This is a genomic window from Pseudideonella sakaiensis (genome assembly GCF_048320135.1).
GTDB lineage: Bacteria > Pseudomonadota > Gammaproteobacteria > Burkholderiales > Burkholderiaceae_C > Ideonella_A > Ideonella_A sakaiensis_A.
The window spans coordinates 4,740,436-4,764,001 of sequence record NZ_CP182947.1; the positions used below are offsets into that span (position 1 = coordinate 4,740,436).

25 protein-coding genes and 1 other RNA gene are annotated in these 23,566 nt (G+C 65.6%); 14 read left to right on the plus strand and 12 right to left on the minus strand.

Going from position 1 to position 23,566, the window contains the following annotated elements; translation table 11 throughout:
• Positions 1 to 11: 11 nt before the first annotated feature.
• On the plus strand, positions 12 to 1,421 hold the full coding sequence (gene phoR / locus ACNH6H_RS21765) for a phosphate regulon sensor histidine kinase PhoR (protein ID WP_418320376.1): 1,410 nt from the start codon (positions 12 to 14) through the stop codon (positions 1,419 to 1,421).
• Between the two features lie 20 nt (positions 1,422 to 1,441).
• Here the strand turns inward: phoR and ACNH6H_RS21770 are convergent, their stop codons facing one another.
• The 4 genes from ACNH6H_RS21770 to trxA form a co-directional block, all read right to left on the minus strand.
• Entirely contained in the window at positions 1,442 to 3,112 is a 1,671-nt protein-coding gene (locus ACNH6H_RS21770) for an ArnT family glycosyltransferase (protein ID WP_418320377.1), read from the minus strand.
• 65 nt (positions 3,113 to 3,177) lie between these two features.
• Positions 3,178 to 3,438 carry a type B 50S ribosomal protein L31 gene (locus tag ACNH6H_RS21775; protein WP_418320378.1) on the minus strand — a complete coding sequence of 87 codons (261 nt, stop codon included), beginning with the start codon at positions 3,436 to 3,438 and terminating at the stop codon, positions 3,178 to 3,180.
• Between the two features lie 104 nt (positions 3,439 to 3,542).
• A complete protein-coding gene (gene rho / locus ACNH6H_RS21780) occupies positions 3,543 to 4,805 on the minus strand; it encodes a transcription termination factor Rho (protein ID WP_418320379.1) in 1,263 nt (420 codons plus the stop codon).
• 265 nt (positions 4,806 to 5,070) lie between these two features.
• Complete coding sequence (gene trxA / locus ACNH6H_RS21785; protein WP_418320380.1) at positions 5,071 to 5,397, minus strand: thioredoxin TrxA; 327 nt, start codon at positions 5,395 to 5,397, stop codon at positions 5,071 to 5,073.
• A gap of 188 nt (positions 5,398 to 5,585) precedes the next feature.
• Between trxA and ACNH6H_RS21790 the strand changes: the two genes are divergently transcribed.
• The gene (locus tag ACNH6H_RS21790; protein ID WP_418320381.1) at positions 5,586 to 7,448 is read left to right on the plus strand and encodes a serine/threonine protein kinase; all 1,863 of its coding nucleotides are present in this window, start codon (positions 5,586 to 5,588) and stop codon (positions 7,446 to 7,448) included.
• Here ACNH6H_RS21790 and ffs read toward each other — a convergent pair.
• An RNA gene (gene ffs / locus ACNH6H_RS21795) (signal recognition particle sRNA small type) lies at positions 7,444 to 7,540 on the minus strand. The genes ACNH6H_RS21790 and ffs overlap by 5 nt on opposite strands.
• 45 nt (positions 7,541 to 7,585) lie before the next feature.
• Positions 7,586 to 8,716, minus strand: a complete 1,131-nt coding sequence (locus tag ACNH6H_RS21800) for an AIR synthase-related protein (RefSeq protein ID WP_418320382.1) — start codon at positions 8,714 to 8,716, stop codon at positions 7,586 to 7,588.
• A 55-nt stretch (positions 8,717 to 8,771) separates the two neighbouring features.
• Between ACNH6H_RS21800 and dnaX the strand changes: the two genes are divergently transcribed.
• From dnaX to recR, 3 genes are all read left to right on the plus strand, one after another.
• Positions 8,772 to 10,631, plus strand: a complete 1,860-nt coding sequence (dnaX, locus tag ACNH6H_RS21805) for a DNA polymerase III subunit gamma/tau (protein ID WP_418320383.1) — start codon at positions 8,772 to 8,774, stop codon at positions 10,629 to 10,631.
• Between the two features lie 66 nt (positions 10,632 to 10,697).
• Complete coding sequence (locus ACNH6H_RS21810; protein WP_418320384.1) at positions 10,698 to 11,024, plus strand: YbaB/EbfC family nucleoid-associated protein; 327 nt, start codon at positions 10,698 to 10,700, stop codon at positions 11,022 to 11,024.
• Positions 11,025 to 11,067: 43 nt separating this feature from the next.
• Positions 11,068 to 11,655 carry a recombination mediator RecR gene (gene recR, locus ACNH6H_RS21815; RefSeq protein ID WP_418320385.1) on the plus strand — a complete coding sequence of 196 codons (588 nt, stop codon included), beginning with the start codon at positions 11,068 to 11,070 and terminating at the stop codon, positions 11,653 to 11,655.
• A 31-nt stretch (positions 11,656 to 11,686) separates the two neighbouring features.
• On the opposite strand, the gene ACNH6H_RS21820 is transcribed toward recR, so the two are convergent.
• Positions 11,687 to 13,408: a transglycosylase SLT domain-containing protein gene (locus ACNH6H_RS21820; protein WP_418320386.1), complete on the minus strand. Its 1,722-nt coding sequence runs from the start codon at positions 13,406 to 13,408 to the stop codon at positions 11,687 to 11,689.
• 344 nt (positions 13,409 to 13,752) lie between these two features.
• Here ACNH6H_RS21820 and ACNH6H_RS21825 point away from each other — a divergent pair, with 344 nt between their 5' ends.
• The 9 genes from ACNH6H_RS21825 (at position 13,753) to ACNH6H_RS21865 (ending at position 19,303) form a co-directional block, all read left to right on the plus strand.
• A complete protein-coding gene (locus ACNH6H_RS21825) occupies positions 13,753 to 14,634 on the plus strand; it encodes a class I SAM-dependent methyltransferase (RefSeq protein WP_418320387.1) in 882 nt (293 codons plus the stop codon).
• Between the two features lie 17 nt (positions 14,635 to 14,651).
• Positions 14,652 to 15,098: a ribonuclease H family protein gene (locus ACNH6H_RS21830; RefSeq protein ID WP_418320388.1), complete on the plus strand. Its 447-nt coding sequence runs from the start codon at positions 14,652 to 14,654 to the stop codon at positions 15,096 to 15,098.
• Between the two features lie 187 nt (positions 15,099 to 15,285).
• Positions 15,286 to 15,627, plus strand: a complete 342-nt coding sequence (locus tag ACNH6H_RS21835) for a hypothetical protein (RefSeq protein ID WP_418320389.1) — start codon at positions 15,286 to 15,288, stop codon at positions 15,625 to 15,627.
• 189 nt (positions 15,628 to 15,816) lie between these two features.
• Positions 15,817 to 16,185 (plus strand): 30S ribosomal protein S6, encoded by a 369-nt coding sequence (gene rpsF, locus ACNH6H_RS21840; RefSeq protein WP_418320390.1) that lies wholly within the window; start codon positions 15,817 to 15,819, stop codon positions 16,183 to 16,185.
• A 40-nt stretch (positions 16,186 to 16,225) separates the two neighbouring features.
• Positions 16,226 to 16,537 (plus strand): primosomal replication protein N, encoded by a 312-nt coding sequence (gene priB, locus ACNH6H_RS21845; RefSeq protein ID WP_418320391.1) that lies wholly within the window; start codon positions 16,226 to 16,228, stop codon positions 16,535 to 16,537.
• Positions 16,538 to 16,576: 39 nt separating this feature from the next.
• Positions 16,577 to 16,867 (plus strand): 30S ribosomal protein S18, encoded by a 291-nt coding sequence (gene rpsR, locus ACNH6H_RS21850; RefSeq protein ID WP_418320392.1) that lies wholly within the window; start codon positions 16,577 to 16,579, stop codon positions 16,865 to 16,867.
• Between the two features lie 11 nt (positions 16,868 to 16,878).
• The gene (rplI, locus tag ACNH6H_RS21855) at positions 16,879 to 17,331 is read left to right on the plus strand and encodes a 50S ribosomal protein L9 (protein WP_418320393.1); all 453 of its coding nucleotides are present in this window, start codon (positions 16,879 to 16,881) and stop codon (positions 17,329 to 17,331) included.
• Between the two features lie 169 nt (positions 17,332 to 17,500).
• Complete coding sequence (dnaB, locus tag ACNH6H_RS21860) at positions 17,501 to 18,955, plus strand: replicative DNA helicase (RefSeq protein WP_418320394.1); 1,455 nt, start codon at positions 17,501 to 17,503, stop codon at positions 18,953 to 18,955.
• 15 nt (positions 18,956 to 18,970) lie between these two features.
• Positions 18,971 to 19,303 (plus strand): cupin domain-containing protein, encoded by a 333-nt coding sequence (locus tag ACNH6H_RS21865; protein WP_418320395.1) that lies wholly within the window; start codon positions 18,971 to 18,973, stop codon positions 19,301 to 19,303.
• A gap of 33 nt (positions 19,304 to 19,336) precedes the next feature.
• Here ACNH6H_RS21865 and ACNH6H_RS21870 read toward each other — a convergent pair whose 3' ends face one another.
• Genes ACNH6H_RS21870 through narH form a run of 5 tightly spaced genes read right to left on the minus strand, consistent with a single transcriptional unit; the run spans position 19,337 to position 23,538 of the window.
• A complete protein-coding gene (locus ACNH6H_RS21870; protein ID WP_418321449.1) occupies positions 19,337 to 19,741 on the minus strand; it encodes a ribonucleotide reductase subunit alpha in 405 nt (134 codons plus the stop codon).
• A 2-nt stretch (positions 19,742 to 19,743) separates the two neighbouring features.
• Positions 19,744 to 20,556, minus strand: a complete 813-nt coding sequence (locus ACNH6H_RS21875; protein ID WP_418320396.1) for a peptidylprolyl isomerase — start codon at positions 20,554 to 20,556, stop codon at positions 19,744 to 19,746.
• 14 nt (positions 20,557 to 20,570) lie between these two features.
• Positions 20,571 to 21,314, minus strand: a complete 744-nt coding sequence (gene narI / locus ACNH6H_RS21880) for a respiratory nitrate reductase subunit gamma (protein ID WP_418320397.1) — start codon at positions 21,312 to 21,314, stop codon at positions 20,571 to 20,573.
• Positions 21,311 to 22,003, minus strand: a complete 693-nt coding sequence (gene narJ, locus ACNH6H_RS21885; protein ID WP_418320398.1) for a nitrate reductase molybdenum cofactor assembly chaperone — start codon at positions 22,001 to 22,003, stop codon at positions 21,311 to 21,313. Before narJ ends, narI begins: the two co-directional genes overlap by 4 nt.
• A gap of 2 nt (positions 22,004 to 22,005) precedes the next feature.
• Positions 22,006 to 23,538 carry a nitrate reductase subunit beta gene (gene narH, locus ACNH6H_RS21890; protein ID WP_418320399.1) on the minus strand — a complete coding sequence of 511 codons (1,533 nt, stop codon included), beginning with the start codon at positions 23,536 to 23,538 and terminating at the stop codon, positions 22,006 to 22,008.
• Positions 23,539 to 23,566 lie beyond the last annotated feature (28 nt).

Sequence of the window (23,566 nt, forward strand, 5' to 3'; positions counted from 1 at the left end):
GAGGCGGCGAGATGGGCTGGCTGCTGTCGCGTGTCATTACCGCTGCCTTGCTGGCATTTCTCGGTGCCGAGATCGGCATGCTGATCGGCCATGGCTGGGGTGTGCCATCGTTTGGCGCTGCGCTCGGCGGCGGCTTGTCGGCGGCAATCATCGTCGGCATCGAATCGTTGCGCGCAAACCGTCTGCTGTCATGGTTGCGCAGCGACCGGACGGTGGCCGCGCCGCGCGATCCGGGTGTCTGGGGTGAACTCGGCTACCGCATCGAGCGCGGCTTTCGCAAGCTCGACAAACGCGCCGCGATCGAATCGTCGCGCCTCGAGCAGTTCCTGTCGGCAATCGAGGTGTCGCCGAACGGCGTGCTGGTGCTCGGCAGCGGCGATTTCATCGATTGGTGCAATTCGGCGGCGGCCGACCATTTCGGGCTCGATCCGGTGCGCGATCGGCGCCAGCGCGTCACCAACCTGGTTCGTGCGCCGGCATTTGTAGCCTATCTGCAGGCCGGCGATTATTCGACGCCGATCACCTTCCAGGGGCCGGGCCAGCGTGGAACCCTGCAGGTGATCATCCGCAGCTTCGGCGACGGCAAGAAACTGGTGCTGTCGCAGGACGTCACCGAACGCGAGCGCAACGAGGCGATGCGGCGCGATTTTGTTGCCAATGTGTCGCACGAGATCCGCACGCCGCTGACGGTGCTGGCCGGTTTTGTCGAGACGATGACCAGTCTGCCGCTGAGCGAAGTCGAGCGACGCCGCGTGATCGAACTGATGGCGCAGCAGACGCAGCGGATGCAGAGCCTGGTCGCCGATCTGCTGATCCTGGCACAGCTCGAAGGCAGCCCGCGGCCGGCCGCCGACCGCTGGGTACCGGTGCGTGGCCTGCTCGACCAGGCCCATGCCGATGCCGTTGCGTTGAGTGCCGGGCGCCACCGCATCAGCGTCGAGATCGCCGAGCCGTCGGAAATCGCCGGCATCGAGGCCGAACTGGCCAGCGCAATCTCGAACCTGGTGACAAATGCCGTGCGCTATACGCCGGCCGGCGGCAGCATCGCGATCGGCTGGACGGTCCGCGACGACGGCAGCGGCGAGGCCGAGGTGCGCGATTCAGGCATCGGCATCGGCAAGGAGCACCTGGCACGAGTCACCGAACGTTTTTATCGTGTCGACGGCAGCCGATCGCGCGATACCGGCGGCACCGGTCTCGGACTGTCGATCGTCAAGCATGTTGCGCAGCGCCACGGCGGCGAACTCGAGATCAGCAGCGAGCCGGGTCAGGGCTCGAGCTTCAAGCTGATCCTGCCGGCGGCGCGGATCCGTCGCGGCGAATATGCGACGCTGCCAGCTGCCAACGGACGCAATGCCCAGCCGGCCGTGCCGCAGCAGGCCGATCCGCCCACGCCGGGGCCCGCGCCCGGCCGGAACTGAGCCCTGGCTGCTGCTGCTGCTCAGCGCCGCGGTTCGCGCGCATAGATCGCAGTCAACTCGAGCCGTTCGGTCGGCCGTCGCACCCGTGCCAGCAGCCGCCAGCCCGGTGGCGCGATGTCGACCGCATCTTTCGGCTCCTGCCGCAGCAGAAAATCGCACGGCGTACGCGCCAGCGGCGTCGCGGCGTCGACCCGATAGCCACCGAGCTGCTCGATTGCCGCGATGCGGGCCAGCGGCTGACTCGGCATCGCGACGCAGCTGCGGTCCTTCGGCAGATGGCGCGAGACGCGCTGGACGAGGGGCCGCTCGCTGCGCGCATAGTCGAGCATCGGCAGCCAGATGCTCATCAGCAGCAACCAGCACAACGCGACACCGCCGGCCGGCAGCACCATGCTTTTCCACAGCGGATGCCGGTGCCGGCCGGTGCGCCAGAACACCAGCGCGATCCAGGCGACGCTGCCGGCAATCGCCAGCATCAGTTCGGGCCACGAGAACGAGACCTGCAGCCCGGGCAGCAGCCGCTGCACGTTGGCGGCCGGTCGCGCCGGAAATCCGGTTTGCACCGCCAGGTAGATGACCCAGATCGTCAGCGCGCAGATGCTGAAGAAAAAGACCGAAAACCAGTCGATCGCCGCGCCGCTGCTGCGTTGCAGCGTCGGCAGCGCAAATGCACCAAGCACCGCCAGCGGCGGCAACGCAAGCATCAGTGCGCGGTCGACGCCACCCATCAGGATGCTGGCCACCATCGCGACCGCGGCACAGGCCAGCGGCACCGCCATGTGGCGCTTCTGCCAATGCAGCCTCCAGCGCCACAACGTCCAGGCGGCCAGCGGCAGCGTCGGCCAGGTAAACCATGCAAACAGGCGCAGCGTATCCCTCACATCGTCGGCGCTTGCCGGCAGATCGATCCGGTAGTCCCAGGCTCCCAGCATGCTCGCGGTTGCGGCAGCCAGCATGCCGGCGAGGCCGACGTGCACGCTGAAGCGGCGCACCTGCTGATAGCTGGAGCGCACGCTGATCACCAGACCGGCAACTGCCAGCGCGACCGCGATCGCCGGTGCACCGCTGGCAGCCAGTGCCGGCAACGCGCCCCAGACCGCAAGTGGCGCCAGCCGCGGCCGGTAGGGGCTGGCAGCCATCGCATACAGGAAAATCGACACGCTCGCGAGCTGCGCCAGCTCGGGCGTCGTCTCATGGCCCAGCTGCAGCAGTCCGAGCGTCGCGATCAGCGCCAGCACCGCGCCATCGGCGACGGCGCGTGCATAGTCGACCGGATCTGCCTCGCCGCCGAAGGCAAACGGCAACGGCTGCGCCGCATCGGTGCGCGCGAGGTGGTAGGTGCTGTACCAGGTCATCGCGAGCGAGACGACCAGCAGCAGCGCAAACGGCAGCCGCGCTGCGATCGCCGGCTCGACCAGTGGCGTCAGCAGCGCAATCGCGGCGGCACCGATCCAGTACGGCAGCAGTGCGGCATCGGCGGGCAGGCCGCCGACGCTTGGCGCCAGCCAGCTCGAATGGCCCTGCGCAATGCTTGCCATGTAGCCGAATGCGGTGATGTCAGCATTGCGCCAGGGGTCGCGGCCGAACAGGCCCGGCAGCACATAAGCCGCACAAAACAGCAGCAGCGCGAGCCGCGGCAGGCGCTGCGCTGCGCGCTGCGTCACGAGGGCCGGATTCGGGGTGGTCGCCATGTCAACCAGTTTGCCAACAAAAAAGGCAGCCGAAGCTGCCCTTTACGCTGCTGCCGGACGCAGCATCACTTCTTGATGCCGACCTTGGCAAACTTGTTGCGGAATTTCTCGACCCGGCCGCCGAGCGAATCGATGCTCTTTTGCGTGCCGGTGTAGAACGGATGCGACTCGCTGGTGGTTTCCAGCTTGAACAGCGGCAGCTTGCGGCCGTCTTCCATGTCGATGGTTTCCTTCGTCTGCGCGCATGAGCGGGTGACGAACTTGAAGCCGTTGGACAGGTCGACGAAGCAGACGTCGCGATAGGAGGGATGGATGCCGTCTTTCATGGGAGAGCCTTGACGCTGAAGTTGCGGTAGCCACGCCGAACCATTCGACGCACTTTCCTGAAGCGGAGAACCGCGGATTATAGCCTGCCTCGCAGCAGCGGCGTTCAACCGCCTCTGCGCATCAGGTCGAAGAAGTCGAGGTTGTTTTTCGTCGACTTCATCTTGTCGAGGATGAATTCCATCGCCTCGATCTCGTCCATCGGGTAGAGCAGCTTGCGCAGGATCCAGGTCTTCTGCAGGATTTCCGGCTTCAGCAGCAGTTCCTCGCGCCGCGTGCCACTCTTGTTCAGCAGGATCGACGGATAGACGCGCTTTTCGGACATCCGGCGGTCGAGGTAGATCTCGCAGTTGCCGGTGCCCTTGAATTCCTCGTAGATCACCTCGTCCATGCGGCTGCCGGTATCGATCAGCGCGGTGCCGATGATCGTCAGCGAGCCGCCTTCCTCGATGTTGCGTGCCGCACCGAAGAAACGTTTCGGCCGCTGCAGCGCATTGGCGTCGACACCACCGGTCAGCACCTTGCCCGACGACGGCAATACGTTGTTGTAGGCACGGGCCAGCCGGGTGATCGAGTCGAGCAGGATCACGACGTCCTTTTTCAGCTCGACCAGGCGCTTGGCGCGTTCGATCACCATCTCGGCAACCTGCACGTGGCGCGCCGCCGGCTCGTCGAAGGTCGAGCTGATCACCTCGCCGCGCACGGTGCGCTGCATCTCGGTCACTTCCTCGGGCCGCTCGTCGACCAGCAGCACGATCAGGTGCACGTCCGGGTGGTTGGCGACGATGGCATGCGCAAGGTGCTGCATGATCATCGTCTTGCCGCTTTTCGGCTGCGAGACCAGCAGCGCACGCTGGCCTTTGCCGATCGGCGCGATCAGGTCGATGATCCGGCTGGTGATGTTTTCCTCGCTCTTGATCTCGCGCTCGAGCTTGAACTGCTCCTTCGGAAACAAGGGCGTCAGGTTCTCGAACATGATCTTGTGCTTGCTCTCCTCCGGCGTCAGCGCATTGACGCGGTCGACCTTGACCAGCGCGAAATAACGCTCGCCGTCCTTCGGCACCCGCACTTCGCCTTCGACCATGTCGCCGGTGTGCAGGTTGAAGCGGCGGATCTGGCTCGGGCTCAGGTAGATGTCGTCGGTCGACGCCATGTAGCTGGCTTCGATCGAGCGGAGGAAGCCGAAGCCGTCCGGCAGCACCTCGAGCACGCCGTCGCCGAAGACCTGTTCGCCGGCCTTGGCGCGCTTCTTCATGATCGCGAACATCAGTTCCTGCTTGCGCAGGCGCGCGACGTTGTCGATCTCGAGGGCTTCGCCCATCTTGATCAGCTCGGACACGTGGAGCGCTTTGAGTTCTGACAGATGCATGAGTGGGGCTCGGAGGGAAGGGTGCTGCCGCGAAGGCAGTCAGGTCGGATCAGCCACCAGCATGCCGTTGCGGAGCAGCGCCCGGAACAAGGCGCGTTGCAAACAGCCGCTGAAGGCGGTGAAGCAGAAAAGAATCAGGGGTAGGTAGCCGAATCCACGTCGGGCCGGCCGGGGTGCGGGTCGCGGGCGCGACCGGCGGACGTGGTGGCAGATCCTGTCGAGGTGAAGGCCGGCCTGCACGGCCCGCCTTCACGAATTCGCAGGATTATAGATTGCCGTCCAGGAATGCCGTCAACTGTGCTTTCGACAGTGCGCCGACCTTGGTCGCGGCGAGCTGCCCGTCCTTGAACAGCATCAGCGTCGGAATGCCGCGGATGCCGTATTTCTGCGGGACCTCGCGGTTTTCGTCGACGTTCATCTTGGCAATCTGCAACCGGCCGTCATAGGTCTTCGACACCTCGTCGAGAATCGGCGCGATCATCTTGCAGGGGCCGCACCATTCGGCCCAGTAGTCGACCAGCACCGGCTTGTCTGACTTCAGGACATCGGCATCGAACGATGCGTCGGATGTGTTTTTGATCAATTCGCTCATGGAAGCCCTTCGGCATGGATGTCGGTCCGGATCGACCGACCCTCGGAAAACGATTCTGACATATTCCCTCGGACAAGGCCGGCGGCCGCCAAGTCGTTGCTGCAACGCCGCAGTGAGGCAGAACTGGCCACCGATCCGGCGCCTTTTTCGACCTTGCGCCGGGGCGCAGCCGCGGTCCAATCGAGGGCATGAGCATCACGAATCATTCGGCCGCTGCCGCCGCGGAGGCGCAGCCGGCCACCGACAAGGCAGCGACCCGTGCATTCGGGCGCTTTGCCCTGCGGGCGCTGATCGCGAAAAGCGAGCGCTCGATGGTCTGGCTGGCGAACGACCCGAGAACCGGGCAAGACGTCACGCTGCATCTGCCGCGGGTGCAACCCGCGGATGCCGCTGCGCTCGAGGTGTGGCAGCGCGAAGTCGGCATTGCCGCGCGGCTGAACCATCCGAACCTGGCCGCCCCGAGCGAAATGGGCGTGCAGGACCACTGGCCTTACACCGTCGTCGATCGCGCCTACGGCGTGACGCTCGGCGAGTGGCTGGCCACGCACACGGCCGAACCGGTGGCCGACCTGGTCGGCTGTATCTGCCGGGCGCTCGAGGGATTGGCTTTTGCCCATGAAGCCGGCGCTTTTCACGGCGACCTGCAACTGCACAGCCTGCTGATCAACGACCAGGGTACCGTCCGCGTCGCCGGGCTCGGCGTCGCCAGCGAGCCGGCCGGTCAGCCGGGCAACGCGGCGGCTGGCCGCGCCGCCACGCTTGGTGCGGCCGATCTGCGCACCCGGCGCAGCCTCGCCGAACGCGACGTGTTGGCGATCGGCCTGATTGCCTATCGCCTGTTTTCCGGCCACAACCCGCTCGACAAGGAAGACGTCTCGGCGGTGATCTCGAGGTTGCCGCCGCTCGGCCGCGAAATCGTCCGGCTGCCCTGGAGCACCTCGCGCCCGGTTCCCGATGCGCTGCGGGCCATCGTCAACCGTGCCACCGCGGCACAGGAGCGCCAGCGCTATCTGAATGCGCGCACGCTGCTGCGCGCGCTGAACGGCTGGCTCGAGGTCGACGGCAGCGACAGCGGCGGCCCGCTGGTGCTGCTGATCGATCGCATGCGAGCGGTCGGCCACCTGCCGGCGCTGCCCGGCGTCGGCCAGCGCATCGCTCGATTGACCAGCGCCGAGGGTCAGCGCACCGAAGACATGGCGAACGATCTGCTGGAGGATTTCGCACTCAGTTTCGAACTGCTGCGCGCGGTCAATTCGAATGTGCTGCAGTCGGCCCACCTGTCCGGCGGCCCGGCGGTCATCACCGTCAAGCGCGCCGTTGCGATGCTCGGCCTCGACGGCATCCGCCGCGCCGGCAACGCCTTGCGCATCTGGCCCGGACCGCTGAATCCGGCCGCGGCGGCCAATCTGCAGAAGCTGTTCGACCAGGTCCGGCTGGCAGCGCGCGTCGCGCAGGCGCTGCGCCCTGCCGGCTACGACCCGGAGGTGGTTTATCTGGTCGTGATGTGGCAGAACCTCGGCAGGCTGTTGCTGCGTTACCACTTCCCGGACGAGGCGAACCAGATCAGCCAGCTGATGAACAGCGCGCCAGCAGCCGCCGGGCCGGCCGACGACGGCGCCGCCGATCTGCCCGGCCTGTCTGAGTCGATGGCCTCGCTGGCGGTGCTTGGCGTCGACAGCGAAGCGATTGGCGCCGCGGTTGCCAAATACTGGGGGCTCGGCGAAGAGGTGCAGGCGATGATGCGGCGCAATCCGCTCGATCGGCCGGTGCGCAACGCCGACAACGATGCCGAGGTGCTGCGCAACGTCGCCAGCGCCGCCAACGAGATTGTGGACGCGATGCATGGCGCGACCGGACCGCGCCTTGGCGCGGCAATGGCCGCGATCATCAAGCGGTATGCACGGCCGTTGAACATCGAGATCGACGACATCAAGGCCGCGGTGCAGCAGTCGCGCCAGGCGATGCGCGAGGGCAGGGGGCCGTTGCAGGCCGGCCGGGCAATCCAGCCAGAGGCCGAGCCGCAGCCCGGAGTCGAGGTCAAGGCGGGGTGACGAGCCTTGCCCCGGCACTGGTCACAACGGTTGGGGCTGCTTCGTTCCCGACCTGACCCGGTTGGCCGCGCTTCCATGCGGGGAGGCCCGTCGCTGACGATTGTAGGCGAGCCGCCAAGGCTGCACCGCCGACAGGTTCATCGCAGTTGCAGCGCGTCGTCTCCGTAGCGGATGCCGAGCGGCTCGATCAGCAGCTGTTTTGGCCCTTCCTCGACACGGCCGGCAACCAGAGCCGCGATGCCTTCGGCGCGCGCGATCTCGACCGTGCGCTGCGCATCTTCCGCCGCGACGAACAACGCGAATCCCGCCCCCATGTTCAGCGTGCTGTAGGCCTCCTCGTCGTCCTGACCGGCCTGCTGTTGGATGAATGCGAGGACCGCCGGCACTTCCGGAACCTGGTCGATGCGGTAGGTCAGCGTCGCCGGATGGCGCAGCAGCTTGCGCCAGCCATGGCCGGTGATGTTGGCGCAATAGTGCGGCGTGATGCCGGCTGCGTACAGCGCCTCGGTGACCGGCGAATACAGCGTCGTCGGCTCGAGCAGCGCCTCGCCGTAGGACTGGCCATTGGCGAGCCGCGTTGCATAACCGTCGGGCAGGCGTTCGACCAGCTTGCGCGCGAGGCTGAGGCCATTCGCATGGATGCCGCTCGACGCCAGCAGCACGATCGCGTCACCGGCTGCCAGCCGGTCACCGAGCGACAGTCGCTGTTTCGGATTGACCAGCCCGGTGCAGCTTGCCGCGAGGTCGATGCGCCCGTCGGCGACGATGCCGGCCAGCGCCGGTGTCTCGCCGCCGCCCCAGGCGACGCCGCAGCGGTCACAGGCCTTTTTCCAGCCGTCGACCAGCGCCTGCGCGCGTTGCGCGTCGGCAAACCAGTCCGAACCACCGGCGGCCCAATAGGCCTGCACGACCAGCGGTGTCGCGCCGACGGTGATCAGGTCGTTGACCGCCATCGCGATCGTGTCCTGCGCGATTGCGGCGTAATAGCTCTGGCCGGTGATCGCGTGCATCTCGTCGGCGACCAGCGCCTTCGAGCCAAGGCATTCGACGATGCTTGCTAGGTAGAACGGGCCGACATCGACGACGTAGGCCGATTCACCGCGCGATGCGGCGACCTCGCTGAAGCCGTGGCTGCCGAGGTGGCCGGCCGTCGAAGCGGCCGCGCGTTGTGCCGCCACTTTCAGCGGATCGATCAGGTCGTAGTCGACGCCGGCTTGCTGGTAGCTGAGGGTGCCTGCAGGCGGCGTCGGATGGGCTGGGGAAGTCATGTCGGGAAGGATGTCGAAACGGCTGACCGATTATCCCGCCTCGTAGAATCGGCGGATGTCCTATCTGGTCCTGGCCCGAAAATACCGCCCGCGCAGCTTCGACGCGATGGTCGGTCAGGAGCACGTCGTGCAGGCACTCGCCAATGCACTGCAGCAGCAGCGCCTGCACCACGCCTATCTGTTCACCGGCACCCGCGGCGTCGGCAAGACGACGGTCTCGCGCATCCTCGCGAAGTCGCTGAACTGCACCGGCGCCGACGGCAGCGGCGGCATCACCGCCCAGCCCTGCGGCGTCTGCCAGGCCTGCACCGCGATCGACGGCGGCCGCTTCGTCGACTATGTCGAGCTCGATGCGGCATCGAACCGCGGTGTCGAGGAGATCACCCAGCTGCTCGACCAGGCGGTCTACAAGCCGGTGATCGGGCGGTTCAAGGTCTACATGGTCGACGAAGTCCACATGTTGTCGAACCATGCCTTCAATGCGATGCTGAAGACGCTGGAGGAGCCGCCCGAGTATCTGAAGTTCGTGCTCGCGACGACCGATCCGCAGAAAGTCCCGCCGACGGTGCTGTCGCGCTGCCTGCAGTTCAATCTGCGGCCGATGGCTGCGGATACCGTGCAGGAGCATCTTGCGAAGGTGCTCGGCGAGGAGGGCATCGCGGCCGAGTCCGCTGCGCTGCGGTTGCTCGCGCGCGCCGCGCGCGGTTCGATGCGTGATGCGCTGTCATTGACCGACCAGGCGATCGCCTTCGGTGCCGGCGCGATTGCCGAGGCCGGTGTCCGGCAGATGCTCGGCGCGGTCGACCGCGGTCATGCGGTCGATCTGCTCGACGCGCTGGCAAATTGCGAAGGCGCGGCATTGCTCGCCGTCACCGACCGGTTGCGCGGGCTCGGCTTGTCGGCCGCCGCCACCCTCGAGGAGATGGCCAGCCTGCTGCAGCAGATGGCGGTGCTGAAGGCGGTGCCGTCGGCGGCCGATGCGGGCGACCCCGAACACCAGCAGGCGTTGCGGCTCGGTGCGCAATTCGGCGCCGATGAAATGGCGCTGCTGTACAGCATGTGTCTGCATGGCCGCGCCGAGCTCGGCCTGGCACCCGACGAATATGGTGCCTTGGTGATGGTTCTGTTACGGATGCTGGCATTCCGGCCGCCCGAGGCGCGCAAGGCCGCCGGTCCGGCGCAGGCCTCTCCAGCCGCCCGGCCGGCTGTTGCGCTGCATTCGCAGCAGGTGGCGCGGACCGCGGTCGCAGTCGCGAAAACACCGGCGGCTGCCGCAGAAGCGGTGGCAGCGGTCGGCAACAAGGCCGCCGATTCGGCCGACGACGATCTGCCGCCGTGGCTCGATGCACCGGAGGCCGAGCAGCGCGGCGCCGCCGAACCAGCCGCGCCGGCTGCCGCGGGCCCGGCCGCCACCGAGCACTCGACGCGGCGGGCCGCCGGCCGTCCGGACGGCGAACGGCGGGCCGCGTCCGCAGCGCCTTCTGCGCTGGCCCGCCTGGCGACAACACCGCAAGGCGACCGCTGGGCGGCTGCGGTGCAGGCGCTGATCGAACGCGGCAGCATCACCGCAATCGTTCGCGAACTGGCCTGGCAGGCGCAGTGCCTGGCGATCGAGCAGCCGACCGGCGGGCCGGCAGGTGCGGTCTGGCGGCTGCGCGTCGAGCGCGAGATGCTGCGCGCGCCTGCGCACGTCGAGCGTTTGCAGGCTGCGCTGTCCGACTGGCTTGGGTCGGCAGTGCAGTTGCAGATCGAGGTCGGTGCAAACGACGATACGCCGGCGCTGCGTGCATTGGCCGAGCGCGAACGCAATCAGCAACTGGCCGAGCAGGTGATTGCCGAGGATCCGCTGGTGCGCTCCTTGCTGGACCAGTACAAGACCGCCCGCATCGTGCCGGGATCGATCCAGCCAGGCTGACCCCGCTGCCGCGGTGGTGGCGGGCCCGGCTGCTATTCTGTTCAGGATTTTCTGGAGCTCTTGACGATGATGAAAAACCAACTCGCGGGCCTGATGAAACAGGCCCAGGCCATGCAGGACAACCTGAAGAAGGCCCAGGAGGAACTCGCGACGATCGAGGTCGAGGGCCAGTCCGGCGCCGGCCTCGTGAAGGTCACGATGACCTGCAAACACGACGTCAAGCGCGTTGTGATCGACCCGTCGCTGCTCGCCGAAGACAAGGACATGCTCGAGGACCTGGTCGCCGCGGCCTTCAACGACGGCGTGCGCCGGGCCGAGGAACTGAGCAGCGAGAAGATGGGCAAGCTGACCGCCGGGATGCCGTTGCCGCCCGGCATGAAGCTGCCGTTCTGAGTGCGCGCCGCGCCATTGCCGCGTCGACGAGGACTGGCTGGCGATGAGTGAGTCAGCCCTCGATGCGGTGATCACGGCGCTGCGGCGGCTGCCTGGCGTCGGCGTCAAGTCGGCGCAGCGGATGGCCTTTCATCTGCTGCAGCATGACCGCGACGGCGCCGAGCAGTTGTCGGTGGCGCTGCAACGTGCGCTGTCGGCGATCCGCAATTGCGCGCGCTGCCAGACCTTCACCGAAGACGAGGTCTGCCGCACCTGCCTCGATCCGGCCCGCGATGCCAGCCTGCTGTGCGTCGTCGAATCGCCCGCCGATCAGGCAGCGCTGGAGCGCAGTGGCGGTTACCGCGGACTGTATTTCGTGCTGATGGGGCGACTGAGCCCGCTCGACGGCATGGGTGCACGCGACATCGGCCTGCAACAGTTGCTGGCACGTGCGGCCGAGCCGGCGGTTTCAGAGGTGATTCTGGCCACCAGCTTTACCGCCGAAGGCGATATCACCGCCCATGTGATTGCCGATACGCTGCGTTCGCGCGGCATCCGCAGCACGCGGCTGGCCCGCGGCGTGCCGGTCGGCAGCGAACTCGAGCATGTCGACGCCGGAACCATCGCTCACGCCTTGCACGACCGCCGCTGAGCGCCGCCATCAGCGGCGCCGCTGCTGAAGCTCAATATTTGATCTGCGTCAGCGGATTTTTCCCGGACTGGGCAACCCGGCTGCCCTTGCTGCTCTTGCCGGCAACGCGCTCGCTGTCCGGCCGGCTCTTCCCGGCAACCCTCGAAGCAGTCTTGCGGGCGCTCGGCTTGCTGGCCGAAACCGCCACCTTGCTGGGACTGCCTGAGCTGCCGGCGACGCGGGAACCCGAGTCGGTCGGCACATAGACGAAGATCGTCTGGCCGGTGCGGAAGCGCGCCTGCGTCGTCGTCTTGTTCCACGCGGCAACCTGGCTTTCGCTGACGCGGTAACGCTTCGCGATACCGGCCACGGTATCGCGTTTGCCGGCGCGCAGCGCGAGCCTGCGCAACGGCGGGACATCGGGTGCCAGCGTCATCATCGCGTTGTCGGCGATCTGCTCGGAAACGTCGGCCTGGCGCTGGGCGAGCCGCGGAACCAGCAGCGTCGAACCGGCCTTGATCAGCATCCGCGGCGGGATCCGGTTCAGTTCGCGCAACGCCGTCTCGTTCATCCCGTGTTCCTGGGCAACGTCGCGCGGGCGCATCGTCTTTGGCGCGACCCAGGCCGTCCAGGTGGCCAGCGGGCCCTTGTGTTCGCGGTGCCGACGGACGAATTCGTTGGCGTTGTCGTAAGGCAGCAGCAGCTGCGGCGTGCCGGCGGCCAGGATCACCGGCTTGTTCATCTGCGGATTGAGCGCCTTGAAATCGGCCAGTGACATGCCAGCCAGCCGCGCAGCAACATCGACATCGATGTCGCGTTCGATCGGGATCGAAAGGAAATACGGGTGGTTCTCAAGCGGCGGCAGGCTCAGGCCGAAATGCTGCGGCCGCGCGATGATGTTTTTTACCGCCTGCAGCTTCGGCACATAGTGCTGGGTCTCCAGCGGCATCCGCAGACTCAGGTAATCGGTTGCGAGCCCGTCGCGCTCGTTGCGTGCAATCGCGCGCTGCACGCTGCCTTCGCCCCAGTTGTAGGCAGCCAGCGCCAGCCGCCAGTCGCCGAACATGCGATGCAGCTTCTCGAGATAGTCGAGCGCCGCTTTCGTCGATGCCAGCACATCGCGGCGGTCGTCGCGGAAGATGTTCTGCGTCAGGTCGAAATATTTGCCGGTCGATGGAATGAACTGCCACATGCCCGACGCATTCGCCGACGACAAGGCCTGCGGGTTGAAGGCGCTCTCGATGAACGGCAGCAGGGCCAGTTCGGTCGGCAGGCGGCGCCGCTCGACTTCCTCGACGATGTGGAACAGGTAGCGCGAGCCGCGCTCGGTCATGCGCTGGACATAGTCGGGCCGGCTGGCATACCACTGCTCACGGTCGCGCACGATTTCGGTTTCGAGATCGGGTATCGCAAAGCCGTTGCGCAGCCGCTCCCACAAATCGATGCGCACCGACCGGTCCTCGAGGTCGACCTTGCGGCCCGGGCTCAGCGGGTCGATCGCCTGGACCGGCGGCGGCGGGGTCTCGATGGCCGCTTGCGTGGCTGCGACCGGCGGCTGCGCGATCGCAGCAGCGCGCGTTGCGGCGGCGTCAGCTGCCGCCGGCTGTGCGGCGGATTTCGCGAGTTCGGCGGCAACCGCCGCGTGGCGCGCCGGCGGGTAGGCCACGCCTTCCGGATTGGTCGCCGCACAGGCGCTCAGGGCAAGGGCGATCGGCAACGTGGAATAGCGGATCCAGTTGGCCGGGGCCAGCCTGCTCGGACGCTTTGGTGTCATGGGAGGGTCTTCTTGCAATGACCGTGGCCGGTCGGTTGAAGGCGCTCTGGCGCGACGCTGCGCGCGTGTCGATGCGATGGGGGGCTTCGGAGCGGTCGCGGCGTGCCGCGCTCCGAATCAGCGGTGCTGGCCGGTAAGCCGGCGAGCAGGAAGAAGTTGTCGACACATGAACCGGCGCTGGTTCTGGATTGCGCCTTTCGGCCCGATCACGCCGGCTCACTAGAATCGTCAGGTACGCATTGCCTCGGGGGGACGCGCACACCGGTTGGGCCACGATGTTTTGCTGCCTGTCGTGGCATACCCGGATGTCGAACAGTACAAAGGCAGGGTGTGCAACAGGTTCCATGACGAAAGGTGCCGGCATTATAGGTTTGGCCGACTGGCTGGAAACACCCGCGGGCCGGTATTTACTCGAATGGGAGAGGCGGCAGATCGAGATCCAGGTGGCCGACATATTCGGTTTCCACTCGCTGCAGCTCGGCCTGCCGCAACTGAACGGCCTGCAGGCGAATCGGATGCCGCACCGCTGGTATGCATTCGACCCGGTCCGCGAGGCGTCCGAGGGCCCGTTCGAACAATCGGCTGAAGCTTCCACGGCGGACGCTGCCGACGCTGCCGGCGCAACGCGCCGCGTCGCGACGATCAATCTGCAGTGCGAGTTCGACGCCTTGCCGTTCGACAGCCGCAGCCTCGATCTGGTGTTGCTGCCGCATGCCCTCGAGCTGGCGCGCGACCCGCACCTGGCGCTCAGTGAGGTCGAGCGCGTGCTGGTGCCGGAGGGCAAGGTCGTGATTCTCGGCTTCAACCCGGCCAGCCTGTGGGGGTTGCGGCAGCGCGTCGGGCGGCTGCTTGCGCGCATCGGTCTGCATCGGCGGGATGGCCTGTACCTGCCGACGGCCGGCGAATTCATTGCCTACAAGCGCATGCGCGACTGGTTGCGGCTGCTCAGCTTCGAAGTCGAAGCCGGGCAGTTTGGCTGTTATCGTCCTGCGCTTCGAACCGACAAGTGGTTGTCGCGTTACGCCTGGATCGAGGCCATCGGCGAACGCTGGTGGCCGGTATTCGGGTCTGTTTACCTGCTGGTCGCGGTCAAGCGCGTGCGCGGCATGCGGCTGGTCGGGTTGGTGCGGTCCCAGTCGGTGGCGCCGAAGGCGGCGCCGGCCGCGGCCATCCACCAACGACGCGATGTGCTGCGGCGGCGGCACCACGATGGCGTTGAACCTTGAATTGAAGGAGGGCTTCGATGCCTTGGGTCATTTATGCCGACGGCGCCTGCGCGCCGTCGAATCCCGGTCCGGCCGGATGGGGACTGGTGCTGATCGGGCCGGACGGTCGCAGCGAAGTCGATCACTTCGGCTTCATCGGTCACGGCACGAACCAGATTGCCGAGCTGACCGCGGCGATCGAGGGGCTGTCACGGGTGCCGAAGGGCGATGCGGTCGAACTGGTATCCGACAGCCAATATGTGCTGAAAGGCCTCAGTGAGTGGCGTGCGGGCTGGGAGCGGCGTGGATTCCGCAACTCAAAAGGCGAGCCGGTGGCCAACCTCGACCTGTGGAAGCGGCTGTTCGCCGAAGCCGACGCGCGCACCGTGAAGACGCGCTGGGTGCGCGGCCACAACGGCGACGTCTACAACGAGCGCGCGGACGCGCTTGCCAACAAGGCGCTGCGCCTGCGTACAAACGGCTGACGCTGCGATCTGCGGCTGTCCTACGCCGCTATGCGACCTTTCCGACTGTCTTGTGACTAGTTGGTATGGAAAATGGGGCCATCAGTAGCGAGGCTCTCGCTGCGATCCGGCAAGACGGTGCATCTGGCGCCATCTTTCCGGTACCCACCATGTCTGCGGGACCTCGTCCTGCTGAAAGGATCACATCATGAACAACCGCAAAATCATCGCCGCCACCATCCTCGCACTGTTTGGCGGAGCAGCAGTGGCCGAAGGCGAAAGCAAGGTCAACTATACGAACCAGCATCTGACGGACACCCGCGCCGAGGTGTTTGCGGAAACCAACGCGTTCAACGCATCGCACGACGGTTTCCTTGCCAGCCGCACCGAGGCCTATGGCCAGTTCGACCCGGCTGCGTCGGTCTGGGCATCTCCGGAGCAGGGCAGCATTCATGCCGACTCGGGTGTCGCTGCCGACACGGAACTGCGCAACAACGAGGCCTACGGCGGCTTCCCGCAGGTCTCCGCATACGACGGACGCGGCGAATAAGCAGCCCTCGCTGCATCGAACGAAGCCGCCTGCGGGCGGCTTTTCTGTTTCCGCAGACGCAGGCGCGACGCCGGGATTCGCCGGCCGGGCTATAATCGCAGGCTTTTCCCTTGCCACACCCGTCTTCGACGCGTCGGGGTGGCTCCGCACAGCCGGTTGGCCGGCCGTGTTTTTCCACAAGGAGAGTCCATGCGTCATTATGAAATCGTGCTGCTGATCCATCCGGACCAGAGCGAACAGGTTCCGGCCATGCTGGAGCGCTACAAGGGCATCGTCACCGCCGGCGGCGGCAAGGTGCATCGGGTCGAGGACTGGGGCCGTCGCCAGATGGCCTATCTGATCCAGAAACTCGCGAAGGCCCATTACCTTTGCATCAACATCGAGTGCAGCCAGGAAGTGCTGGCCGAACTCGAGACCGGTTTCCGCTTCAACGATGCGGTGCTCCGTCACCTGACCGTGAAGAAGGAAAAGGCCGAGACGACGCCTTCGGTGATGATGAAGACGGTCGATCGCGAAGAGGCCCGCAAGGCGCCGCAGCAACAGGAAGCCGCCGCCTGAGGCGAGTCGCGACCAGCAACGCTTCGACCGAATACCTGTCTTGAACCCCAGCGCTGCCGACGAACCCGGTCTGAACCGGTTGCTGCTGTCGGCGCAACTGGTGGCCCGAGGCTCACTGCGTTACACACCGGCCGGATTGCCCGCCCTCGACCTGAGCTTGAAGCACGAGTCGACGGTGACGCAGCAAGGCCAGCCGCGCAGGGTCAGCCTCGAGATCAAGGCCAGGGCAGTGGGCGACATCACCCACCGCATCGGTCAACTCGAACTTGGCAGCGAGCACGGCTTCGCCGGCTTTCTCGGTTCACAGCGCAATGGTCGCGGAATCGTCTTTCATGTGATCGAGCTGGATTGATCCAGCCCGCCAACAAACAGATTTCAAACGAGGTCAGATATGCCCCCGCCACGTGGTAAAGGTAAGTTTTCCAAAGATCGCAAACCCAAGCGCAACCAGCAGTCACTGCTGTTCCGGCGCAAGCGCTTCTGCCGCTTCACGGTCACCGGTGTCACCGAGATCGACTACAAGGACATCGATACGCTGCGTGACTTCATCGGCGAGAACGGCAAGATCACGCCGGCCCGCCTGACCGGCACCCGCGCGTTCTTCCAGCGTCAGCTGACCACCTGCATCAAGCGGGCGCGTTTCCTGGCGATGCTGCCGTACAGCGACCAGCACAAGACCTGAGGACAACCGACATGCAAATCATTCTTCTCGACAAGGTCGCCAACCTCGGCAACCTGGGTGATGTCGTCAAGGTCAAGGACGGCTATGCACGCAACTACCTGATCCCGACCCGCCAGGCGCGTCGCGCCACGGCAGCGGCGATCAGCGAGTTCGAGGCCCGCCGCGCCGAGCTCGAAAAGGCTGCTGCCGAAAAGCTCGCCGCCGCCCAGGCACTGGGTGAAAAGATGAGCGGCCGCACGGTCCACATCACGCAAAAGGCCGGCGTCGACGGTCGGCTGTTCGGTTCGGTGACGAACAACGACATCGCCGAAGCGCTGACCCGGATCGACTTCAAGGTCAGCAAGTCGCAGGTGCGCATGCCCAGCGGCCCGCTGAAGACGATCGGCGAACACGTCGTCAACGTCGCACCGCATTCCGATGTGGTCGTCGAGGTCAAGGTCGTCGTCGTCGGCGAAGCTGCCTGACGAAACCAGCCGCAGCCCGCGCTGCGTTCTGATCAGAAGGCCGGCTCTGCCGGCCTTTTTCATTGCCGCCGCCGGACGCCCGGCGGCGCGCCGCTGTGCACCGAAAGCCCCCCGCTTTTCCACAGGGCTGTGCACAGGCTGGCGCTGCACAAAACCGTATAGTGCCGACATGGTCGCCGTCTTCACATCTCCGCCGTTGCCGAACCCGTCCAACGCCCAGCCGACCTCGGTGAAAACCCCGGCAGTCGACGACGAAGTCGCGCGGCTGCGCATCCCGCCACACTCGATCGAGGCGGAGCAAAGTGTGATTGGCGGTCTGCTGCTCGACAACAGCGCCTGGGACCGCGCTGGCGACCTGCTGGTCGACACCGATTTCTACCGCTTCGAGCATCGGCTGATCTATTCGGCGATCGGCACGCTGATCAATGCCAGCAAACCGGCCGACGTGATCACCGTCTTCGAGCAATTGCAGGGCCTCGGCAAGGCCGAGGATTGCGGCGGCCTGGTTTATCTGAATGCACTGGCGCAGAGCGTGCCGAGTGCGGCCAATCTGCGCCGCTATGCGGAGATCGTCCGCGAGCGCGCGGTGCTGCGAAAGCTGGTCGCGGCCAGCGACGAGATCGCGACCCAGGCCTTCAATCCGCAGGGCCGCCCGGTCGACCAGATCCTCGACGAGGCCGAAGGCAAGATCTTCCGCATCGGCGAAGAAGGCTCCAAATCGAAGCAGGGTTTCCAGAGCATGGATTCGCTGGTCGTGCAATTGCTCGACCGCGTGACCGAACTGCACGACAACGGCGCCGAGGAGGTGACCGGTGTGCGCACCGGCTATTTCGACCTCGACAAGATGACCGCCGGCTTCCAGCCCGGCGACCTGATCATCCTGGCGGCGCGGCCATCGATGGGCAAGACCGCCTTTGCGCTGAACATCGCCGAACATGTCGCGGTCGGCGAAGGCCTTCCGGTCGTCGTGTTCTCGATGGAAATGGGTGCGGCACAGCTTGCGCTGCGCCTGGTCGGCTCGCTCGGACGCATCGACCAGCAGCGGCTGCGTACCGGCGCATTGAAGGATGACGAATGGGGCCGGCTGTCCGAAGCGGTCGAGCGCCTCGGCACCGTCAGCATGTTCATCGACGAGACGCCTGCGCTGACGCCAAGCGAGGTTCGCGCGCGGGCTCGGCGGCAGGCCCGCCAATGCGGCAAGCTCGGGCTGATCGTCGTCGACTATCTGCAGCTGATGAGTGGCAGCGGCGGCAGCAGCGATGAAAACCGCGCGACGGTGATCGGCGAGATCTCGCGCGGCCTGAAAGGCCTCGCGAAGGAGTTGCAGTGCCCGGTGATCGCGTTGTCGCAGCTGAACCGGTCGGTCGAGACGCGAACCGACAAGCGCCCGATGATGAGCGACCTGCGCGAGTCCGGCGCGATCGAGCAGGATGCCGACGTCATCATGTTCATCTACCGTGACGACTATTACACCAAGGAGGCTTGCAAGGAGCCGGGTGTTGCCGAAATCATCATCGGCAAGCAGCGCAATGGCCCGACCGGCACCGTCAAGCTGTTCTTCAACAAGCCGCTGACCAAATTCGACAACCTCGCGCCAGGCAGCATTGGAAGCAGCGAATACTGAGCAGGAGAAAGCCCGATGGCCTTGCCGCACGCACATCCGCTCGACGTCATCGACGTCCGCCCGCTGGATGCGGGATTTTCGGGTTCGGTATCAACCAGTCTGCTGAAGACAGCCGACTTGCAGCTGATGCGGCTGGTGCTGCCGGCCGGCCTTGGCATGCCCGAGCACAGCGTGGCCGGCCCGATCACGATCCATTGCCTCGAGGGTGAGGCCGTGGTGACCGCAGCATCGCGCAGCTGTGAACTGCATGCCGGGCAACTGGTCATGCTCGATGGCGGTGAACGCCATGCCGTGAAGGCGGTGAAGGACGCGTCGCTGCTCGTCACGATCGTGCTGCGCGGCCGTTGACCGTTCCCGGCCTGCGCCGGCGGCCCTCGATCGTCAGCTGAATTGAACCGTGCGGCCCTGGTGGTCGAACGGTATGAAGGCACCGATGCGGCCGGTCCTGATCGCTTCGACCACTGACTGCAGTGCTGCTTCAGCCTGTTCGGCAGTCGGGCTGATGCCATTGGTGCCCGACATCGCCGCGACAAAAACGATGTCCCAGGGTTGTTCAAACTGAAGCGACTCCGACAGCAGCGTTTCGAACGAATCCAGTTCGGCAGGCAATTTGTCGACACACATCAGCGGGGTCAGCGTGCCGCCTTCGCCGGCCTCGAATCGCTCCCGTTGCTCGGCGGAAGCGTCGTCGGGCAGGCCGGCCCGCGCAAATACGAACAGCAAGCGCTGCGGCTCCTGCTGGTTGCCGGCGCTTCGCAGCAGATCGTCGAAACTGGAAATGGTCATGCTCATTGGACGAGTGGTGTTTCGGCCGCATCCAGATCGACCCCGACAACATCAGCCGCTCCGGCCAGCAACTGCAGGCATTGGCGCAATGCGGTCACCCAGGCCTGCTGGCGCAACGCCATCGCAACGGAACCGCGCACCGCCTCGAAGGCCTGTGGCTCGCCGCCCTTGCGCTCGAGCACCTCGACCACATGCAGCCCGAAACGGCTGTGCACCAGCCTCGGCAATACGCCGATCTCGAGATGGCCGAATACCTCGCGGGCAAACTCGGGTGCGCATTCGGCGGGTTCCATCCAGCCGAGATCCCCACCGATTTCACCGCTGGGACAATTCGACAATTCGCGTGCGGCGCGGGCGAAGCCGTCGCCGGAACGGCCATCGTGGCAACGCACGTCGAGCAAACAGGTTTCGGCCCGATTGCGCAACGCGACGACGTCGACTCCAGGAGTCACGGCAAACAGGATGTGGCGTGCGCGCACCAGTTCCCCGGTGCGATAACGCGCTGCCTGTGCCGCATGGTGGCGTCGGCAGGCCTCTTCCGATGGTTCGGGCAATTCGAGTTCGGCCTGCAACCAGGCGTCGATCGACTGCGATGCCGACTCGCTCAGAATGCCGTCGCGTGGCGGCGGGTCCGACGCGTCGAGCAGACCGTCGCGGATGGCGGCCTGCCGCAGCAGTTCGCTGCAGGCACGCTGGCGCAGGATTTCTGGCGCCAGCGTTTCCGCCTCGCGATGCAGTGCGACGCCATTGACGCTGGCGACGACGGTCGCTGCCGGCGCTGCAACGGCGCTCAGGTCGATTGTCTCGGTTTTCATCGCGTCTCCTTGGTTCAGGCGTCGGCACGCGTCTGACGCGGCTGGTTATGACCGGCCGGCACATTGAGCCGCCGGCTGCGCACCACCTGGTGCGGACGGAACAGGAAGCGGACCGTGGCGAAGCCGCTCCACACATGGACGAGCCGGCTGAACGGAAACAGCAGGAAGATCGTCATGCCGAGGATCAGGTGCAGCGGGAACGGCCAGTCCAGCGTGACCAGCGCGTCTGCGTTCGGCTGGAAGGTGACGATGCCCTGCGCCCAGTCGGCAAGGATCAGCATCGCGCTGGCATCGGCATGCTTGTACGAGAACGGCAGCGTGATCAGGCCGATCACCAGTTGCACCCACAGGATGAGCAGAATCGCCAGATCGGTCTTGTGGCTGGTCAGCCGGATTCGCGGGTCGAACAGCCGCCGGTACAGCAGCATCGACAGGCCGATGAAGCAGACGAAGCCGGCGACGCCGCCGGAATAGATCGCGATGCGCTGCTTGGTGGCGGCACTCATGAAACCTTCGTAGAGCCAGTGTGGCGTCAGCAGGCCGACCAGGTGGCCGAAGAACAGGAACAGGATGCCGACGTGGAACAGGTTGCTTCCCCAGCGCAGCAGACCGGTGCGCAACATCTGCGACGAGTCGCTTTTCCAGGTGTACTGGTCGCGGTCGAAGCGGGCCAGGCTGCCCATCAGGAACACCGCCAGGCAGATATACGGGTAGACGTTGAAAAAGAAGTTGTGCAGGTAGCCGAGAATCGGGTTCATGTCGAAGCTCCCGTTTGCGCGCTCTTGCGAACGACGTGAATCGGTTGTGGCGTACCGGGCCTGGCCTGGCCCTGGGTCGAACAGCCGTCGAATACCGGTGGCTCTTCCCAGCTTTCGTCGAGTGGCGCGTCCGGCGTCGGTTCAACCGGGTGCGCCTGTTCGCCTGCGAGTTCGATCAATGCGCCGAGCACGCTGGCGTAGGCGCTGCGCTGCTTGCGCAGCGCATTGAAGATCGAATTCAAGATGTGGCTCATCTCGCCTAGAAAAGCCTTGGCTTCGCGCGCCGGTTGGGTCGAGACGAACTCGAGCACCGCCGGCAGATAGTCGGGCAGTTCGCCCTCGACGAGAAGCAGCCCGGCCCGCTCGTAGGTCTGGCCGAGGTCGATCAATGCCGGGCCTCGCTCGCGCGAATCGCCGTGCACATGTTCGAACAGATGCAGCGATGTCGAGCGGCTGGCGTCGAACAGTTCAACATAGTCGGCCTCTGCCTGCAAGGGCTCGGCACGGCGCAGTCGATCGATCAGCACCTCGATCTCGTGGCGCCGCGACGCCGACACCGCGCCCTCGTCGTGCAGCAATTCGCGCATCTCGGCAAGGTGCTGGCGCATCCGCGGGTCGGGATAGGTCAGCAGGCCTGCGAGAACACGCAGGCTGCGGTGCATCGGCTGGACGGTCTTGATCGCGAACATGCTCATATCTCCGCCTTGATCGGGATCGTGCGTTTTTTCTCGCTGCCGAACAGGCTGGTCTCGCCGGTTCCTTCCGAGCAGCCGTTGCCGAAGCTGAAACCGCAGCCGCCGCGCACATTGAAGGTGTTCTCGGCATATTCGCGGTGCGTCGACGGGATCACGAAACGGTCCTCGTAATTGGCGATCGCCATCACGTGATACATCTCCTCGACCTCGGCCTGGCTGATGCCCACCTGCTGCAGCACCGCCTGGTTGATCCGCCCGTCGACGTGTTTTGCGCGCTGGTAGGCGCGCATCGCCAGCATGCGTTCAAGTGCTCGGGTCACCGGTGCGGTATCGCCCGCGGTCAACAGATTGGCCAGGTACTTGACCGGTATGCGCAACTGGTTGACGTCCGGTATCTCGCCGTTTGCGCCGACATGGCCGGCATTGGCTGCAGCGCTGATCGGCGACAGCGGCGGCACATACCAGACCATCGGCAGCGTGCGGTATTCCGGATGCAGCGGCAGTGCCACCTTCCATTGCACGGCCATCTTGTAGACCGGACTGTTGCGCGCCGCCTCCATCCATTGGTCCGGAATGCCATCTTCCCTGGCCTGGGCAATGACCTTCGGATCGAAGGGGTCGAGGAAGATGCCGAGCTGGGCCTGGTACAGGTCGCGGTCGTGTTCGACGCTGGCGGCTTGCTCGATGCGGTCGGCGTCGTACAGCAACACGCCGAGGTAGCGGATGCGGCCGACACAGGTTTCGCTGCACACGGTCGGCTGGCCGGCTTCGATGCGCGGATAGCAGAAGATGCATTTCTCGGCCTTGCCGCTTTTCCAGTTGTAGTAGATCTTCTTGTATGGGCAGCCGGACACGCACATGCGCCAGCCGCGGCACTTGTCCTGGTCGATCAGCACGATGCCGTCTTCCTCGCGCTTGTAGATCGAGCCCGACGGGCAACTCGCGACACAGGCAGGATTCAGGCAGTGTTCGCACAGCCGCGGCAGGTACATCATGAAGGTGTTCTCGAACTGGCCGAGCATGTCCTTCTGCACCTTCTCGAAACCGTCGAGGTTCTTGTCCTTGCTGCGACCGGCATATTCGCCGCCGAGAATCTCTTCCCAGTTCGGACCCCAGACGATCTTGTCCATCTGCTGACCGGTGATCAGGCTGCGCGGGCGTGCGGTCGGCGTTGCCTTCATCTCCGGAGCTGCCTGCAGATGCTGGTAGTCGAAGGTGAAGGGCTCGTAGTAGTCGTCGATCTCGGGCAGGCTCGGATTCGCGAAGATGCGCATCAGCAGCTCCCATTTCGCGCCCTGGCGCGGTTCGATCGCGCCGTTGGCCTTGCGGATCCAGCCGCCGTTCCACTTGTCCTGGTTTTCCCATTCCTTCGGATAGCCGATGCCGGGTTTGGTCTCGACATTGTTGAACCAGGCGTATTCCATCCCCGGGCGGCTGGTCCAGACGTTCTTGCAGGTAACCGAACAGGTGTGGCAGCCGATGCACTTGTCGAGGTTCAGCACCATGCCGATCTGGGCGCGGATCTTCATGCTGCCTCCTGCCGGGCCGCCATGGGCC

What these genes read in the sequence shown, in the direction of transcription:
- phoR (WP_418320376.1), top strand. Translation starts at nt 12, where the DNA reads ATGGGCTGGCTGCTGTCGCGTGTCATTACCGCTGCCTTGCTGGCATTT.
- ACNH6H_RS21770 (WP_418320377.1), bottom strand. Translation starts at nt 3,112, where the DNA reads ATGGCGACCACCCCGAATCCGGCCCTCGTGACGCAGCGCGCAGCGCAG.
- ACNH6H_RS21775 (WP_418320378.1), bottom strand. Translation starts at nt 3,438, where the DNA reads ATGAAAGACGGCATCCATCCCTCCTATCGCGACGTCTGCTTCGTCGAC.
- rho (WP_418320379.1), bottom strand. Translation starts at nt 4,805, where the DNA reads ATGCATCTGTCAGAACTCAAAGCGCTCCACGTGTCCGAGCTGATCAAG.
- trxA (WP_418320380.1), bottom strand. Translation starts at nt 5,397, where the DNA reads ATGAGCGAATTGATCAAAAACACATCCGACGCATCGTTCGATGCCGAT.
- ACNH6H_RS21790 (WP_418320381.1), top strand. Translation starts at nt 5,586, where the DNA reads ATGAGCATCACGAATCATTCGGCCGCTGCCGCCGCGGAGGCGCAGCCG.
- ACNH6H_RS21800 (WP_418320382.1), bottom strand. Translation starts at nt 8,716, where the DNA reads ATGACTTCCCCAGCCCATCCGACGCCGCCTGCAGGCACCCTCAGCTAC.
- dnaX (WP_418320383.1), top strand. Translation starts at nt 8,772, where the DNA reads ATGTCCTATCTGGTCCTGGCCCGAAAATACCGCCCGCGCAGCTTCGAC.
- ACNH6H_RS21810 (WP_418320384.1), top strand. Translation starts at nt 10,698, where the DNA reads ATGATGAAAAACCAACTCGCGGGCCTGATGAAACAGGCCCAGGCCATG.
- recR (WP_418320385.1), top strand. Translation starts at nt 11,068, where the DNA reads ATGAGTGAGTCAGCCCTCGATGCGGTGATCACGGCGCTGCGGCGGCTG.
- ACNH6H_RS21820 (WP_418320386.1), bottom strand. Translation starts at nt 13,408, where the DNA reads ATGACACCAAAGCGTCCGAGCAGGCTGGCCCCGGCCAACTGGATCCGC.
- ACNH6H_RS21825 (WP_418320387.1), top strand. Translation starts at nt 13,753, where the DNA reads ATGACGAAAGGTGCCGGCATTATAGGTTTGGCCGACTGGCTGGAAACA.
- ACNH6H_RS21830 (WP_418320388.1), top strand. Translation starts at nt 14,652, where the DNA reads ATGCCTTGGGTCATTTATGCCGACGGCGCCTGCGCGCCGTCGAATCCC.
- ACNH6H_RS21835 (WP_418320389.1), top strand. Translation starts at nt 15,286, where the DNA reads ATGAACAACCGCAAAATCATCGCCGCCACCATCCTCGCACTGTTTGGC.
- rpsF (WP_418320390.1), top strand. Translation starts at nt 15,817, where the DNA reads ATGCGTCATTATGAAATCGTGCTGCTGATCCATCCGGACCAGAGCGAA.
- rpsR (WP_418320392.1), top strand. Translation starts at nt 16,577, where the DNA reads ATGCCCCCGCCACGTGGTAAAGGTAAGTTTTCCAAAGATCGCAAACCC.
- rplI (WP_418320393.1), top strand. Translation starts at nt 16,879, where the DNA reads ATGCAAATCATTCTTCTCGACAAGGTCGCCAACCTCGGCAACCTGGGT.
- dnaB (WP_418320394.1), top strand. Translation starts at nt 17,501, where the DNA reads ATGGTCGCCGTCTTCACATCTCCGCCGTTGCCGAACCCGTCCAACGCC.
- ACNH6H_RS21865 (WP_418320395.1), top strand. Translation starts at nt 18,971, where the DNA reads ATGGCCTTGCCGCACGCACATCCGCTCGACGTCATCGACGTCCGCCCG.
- ACNH6H_RS21870 (WP_418321449.1), bottom strand. Translation starts at nt 19,741, where the DNA reads ATGACCATTTCCAGTTTCGACGATCTGCTGCGAAGCGCCGGCAACCAG.
- ACNH6H_RS21875 (WP_418320396.1), bottom strand. Translation starts at nt 20,556, where the DNA reads ATGAAAACCGAGACAATCGACCTGAGCGCCGTTGCAGCGCCGGCAGCG.
- narI (WP_418320397.1), bottom strand. Translation starts at nt 21,314, where the DNA reads ATGAACCCGATTCTCGGCTACCTGCACAACTTCTTTTTCAACGTCTAC.
- narJ (WP_418320398.1), bottom strand. Translation starts at nt 22,003, where the DNA reads ATGTTCGCGATCAAGACCGTCCAGCCGATGCACCGCAGCCTGCGTGTT.
- narH (WP_418320399.1), bottom strand. Translation starts at nt 23,538, where the DNA reads ATGAAGATCCGCGCCCAGATCGGCATGGTGCTGAACCTCGACAAGTGC.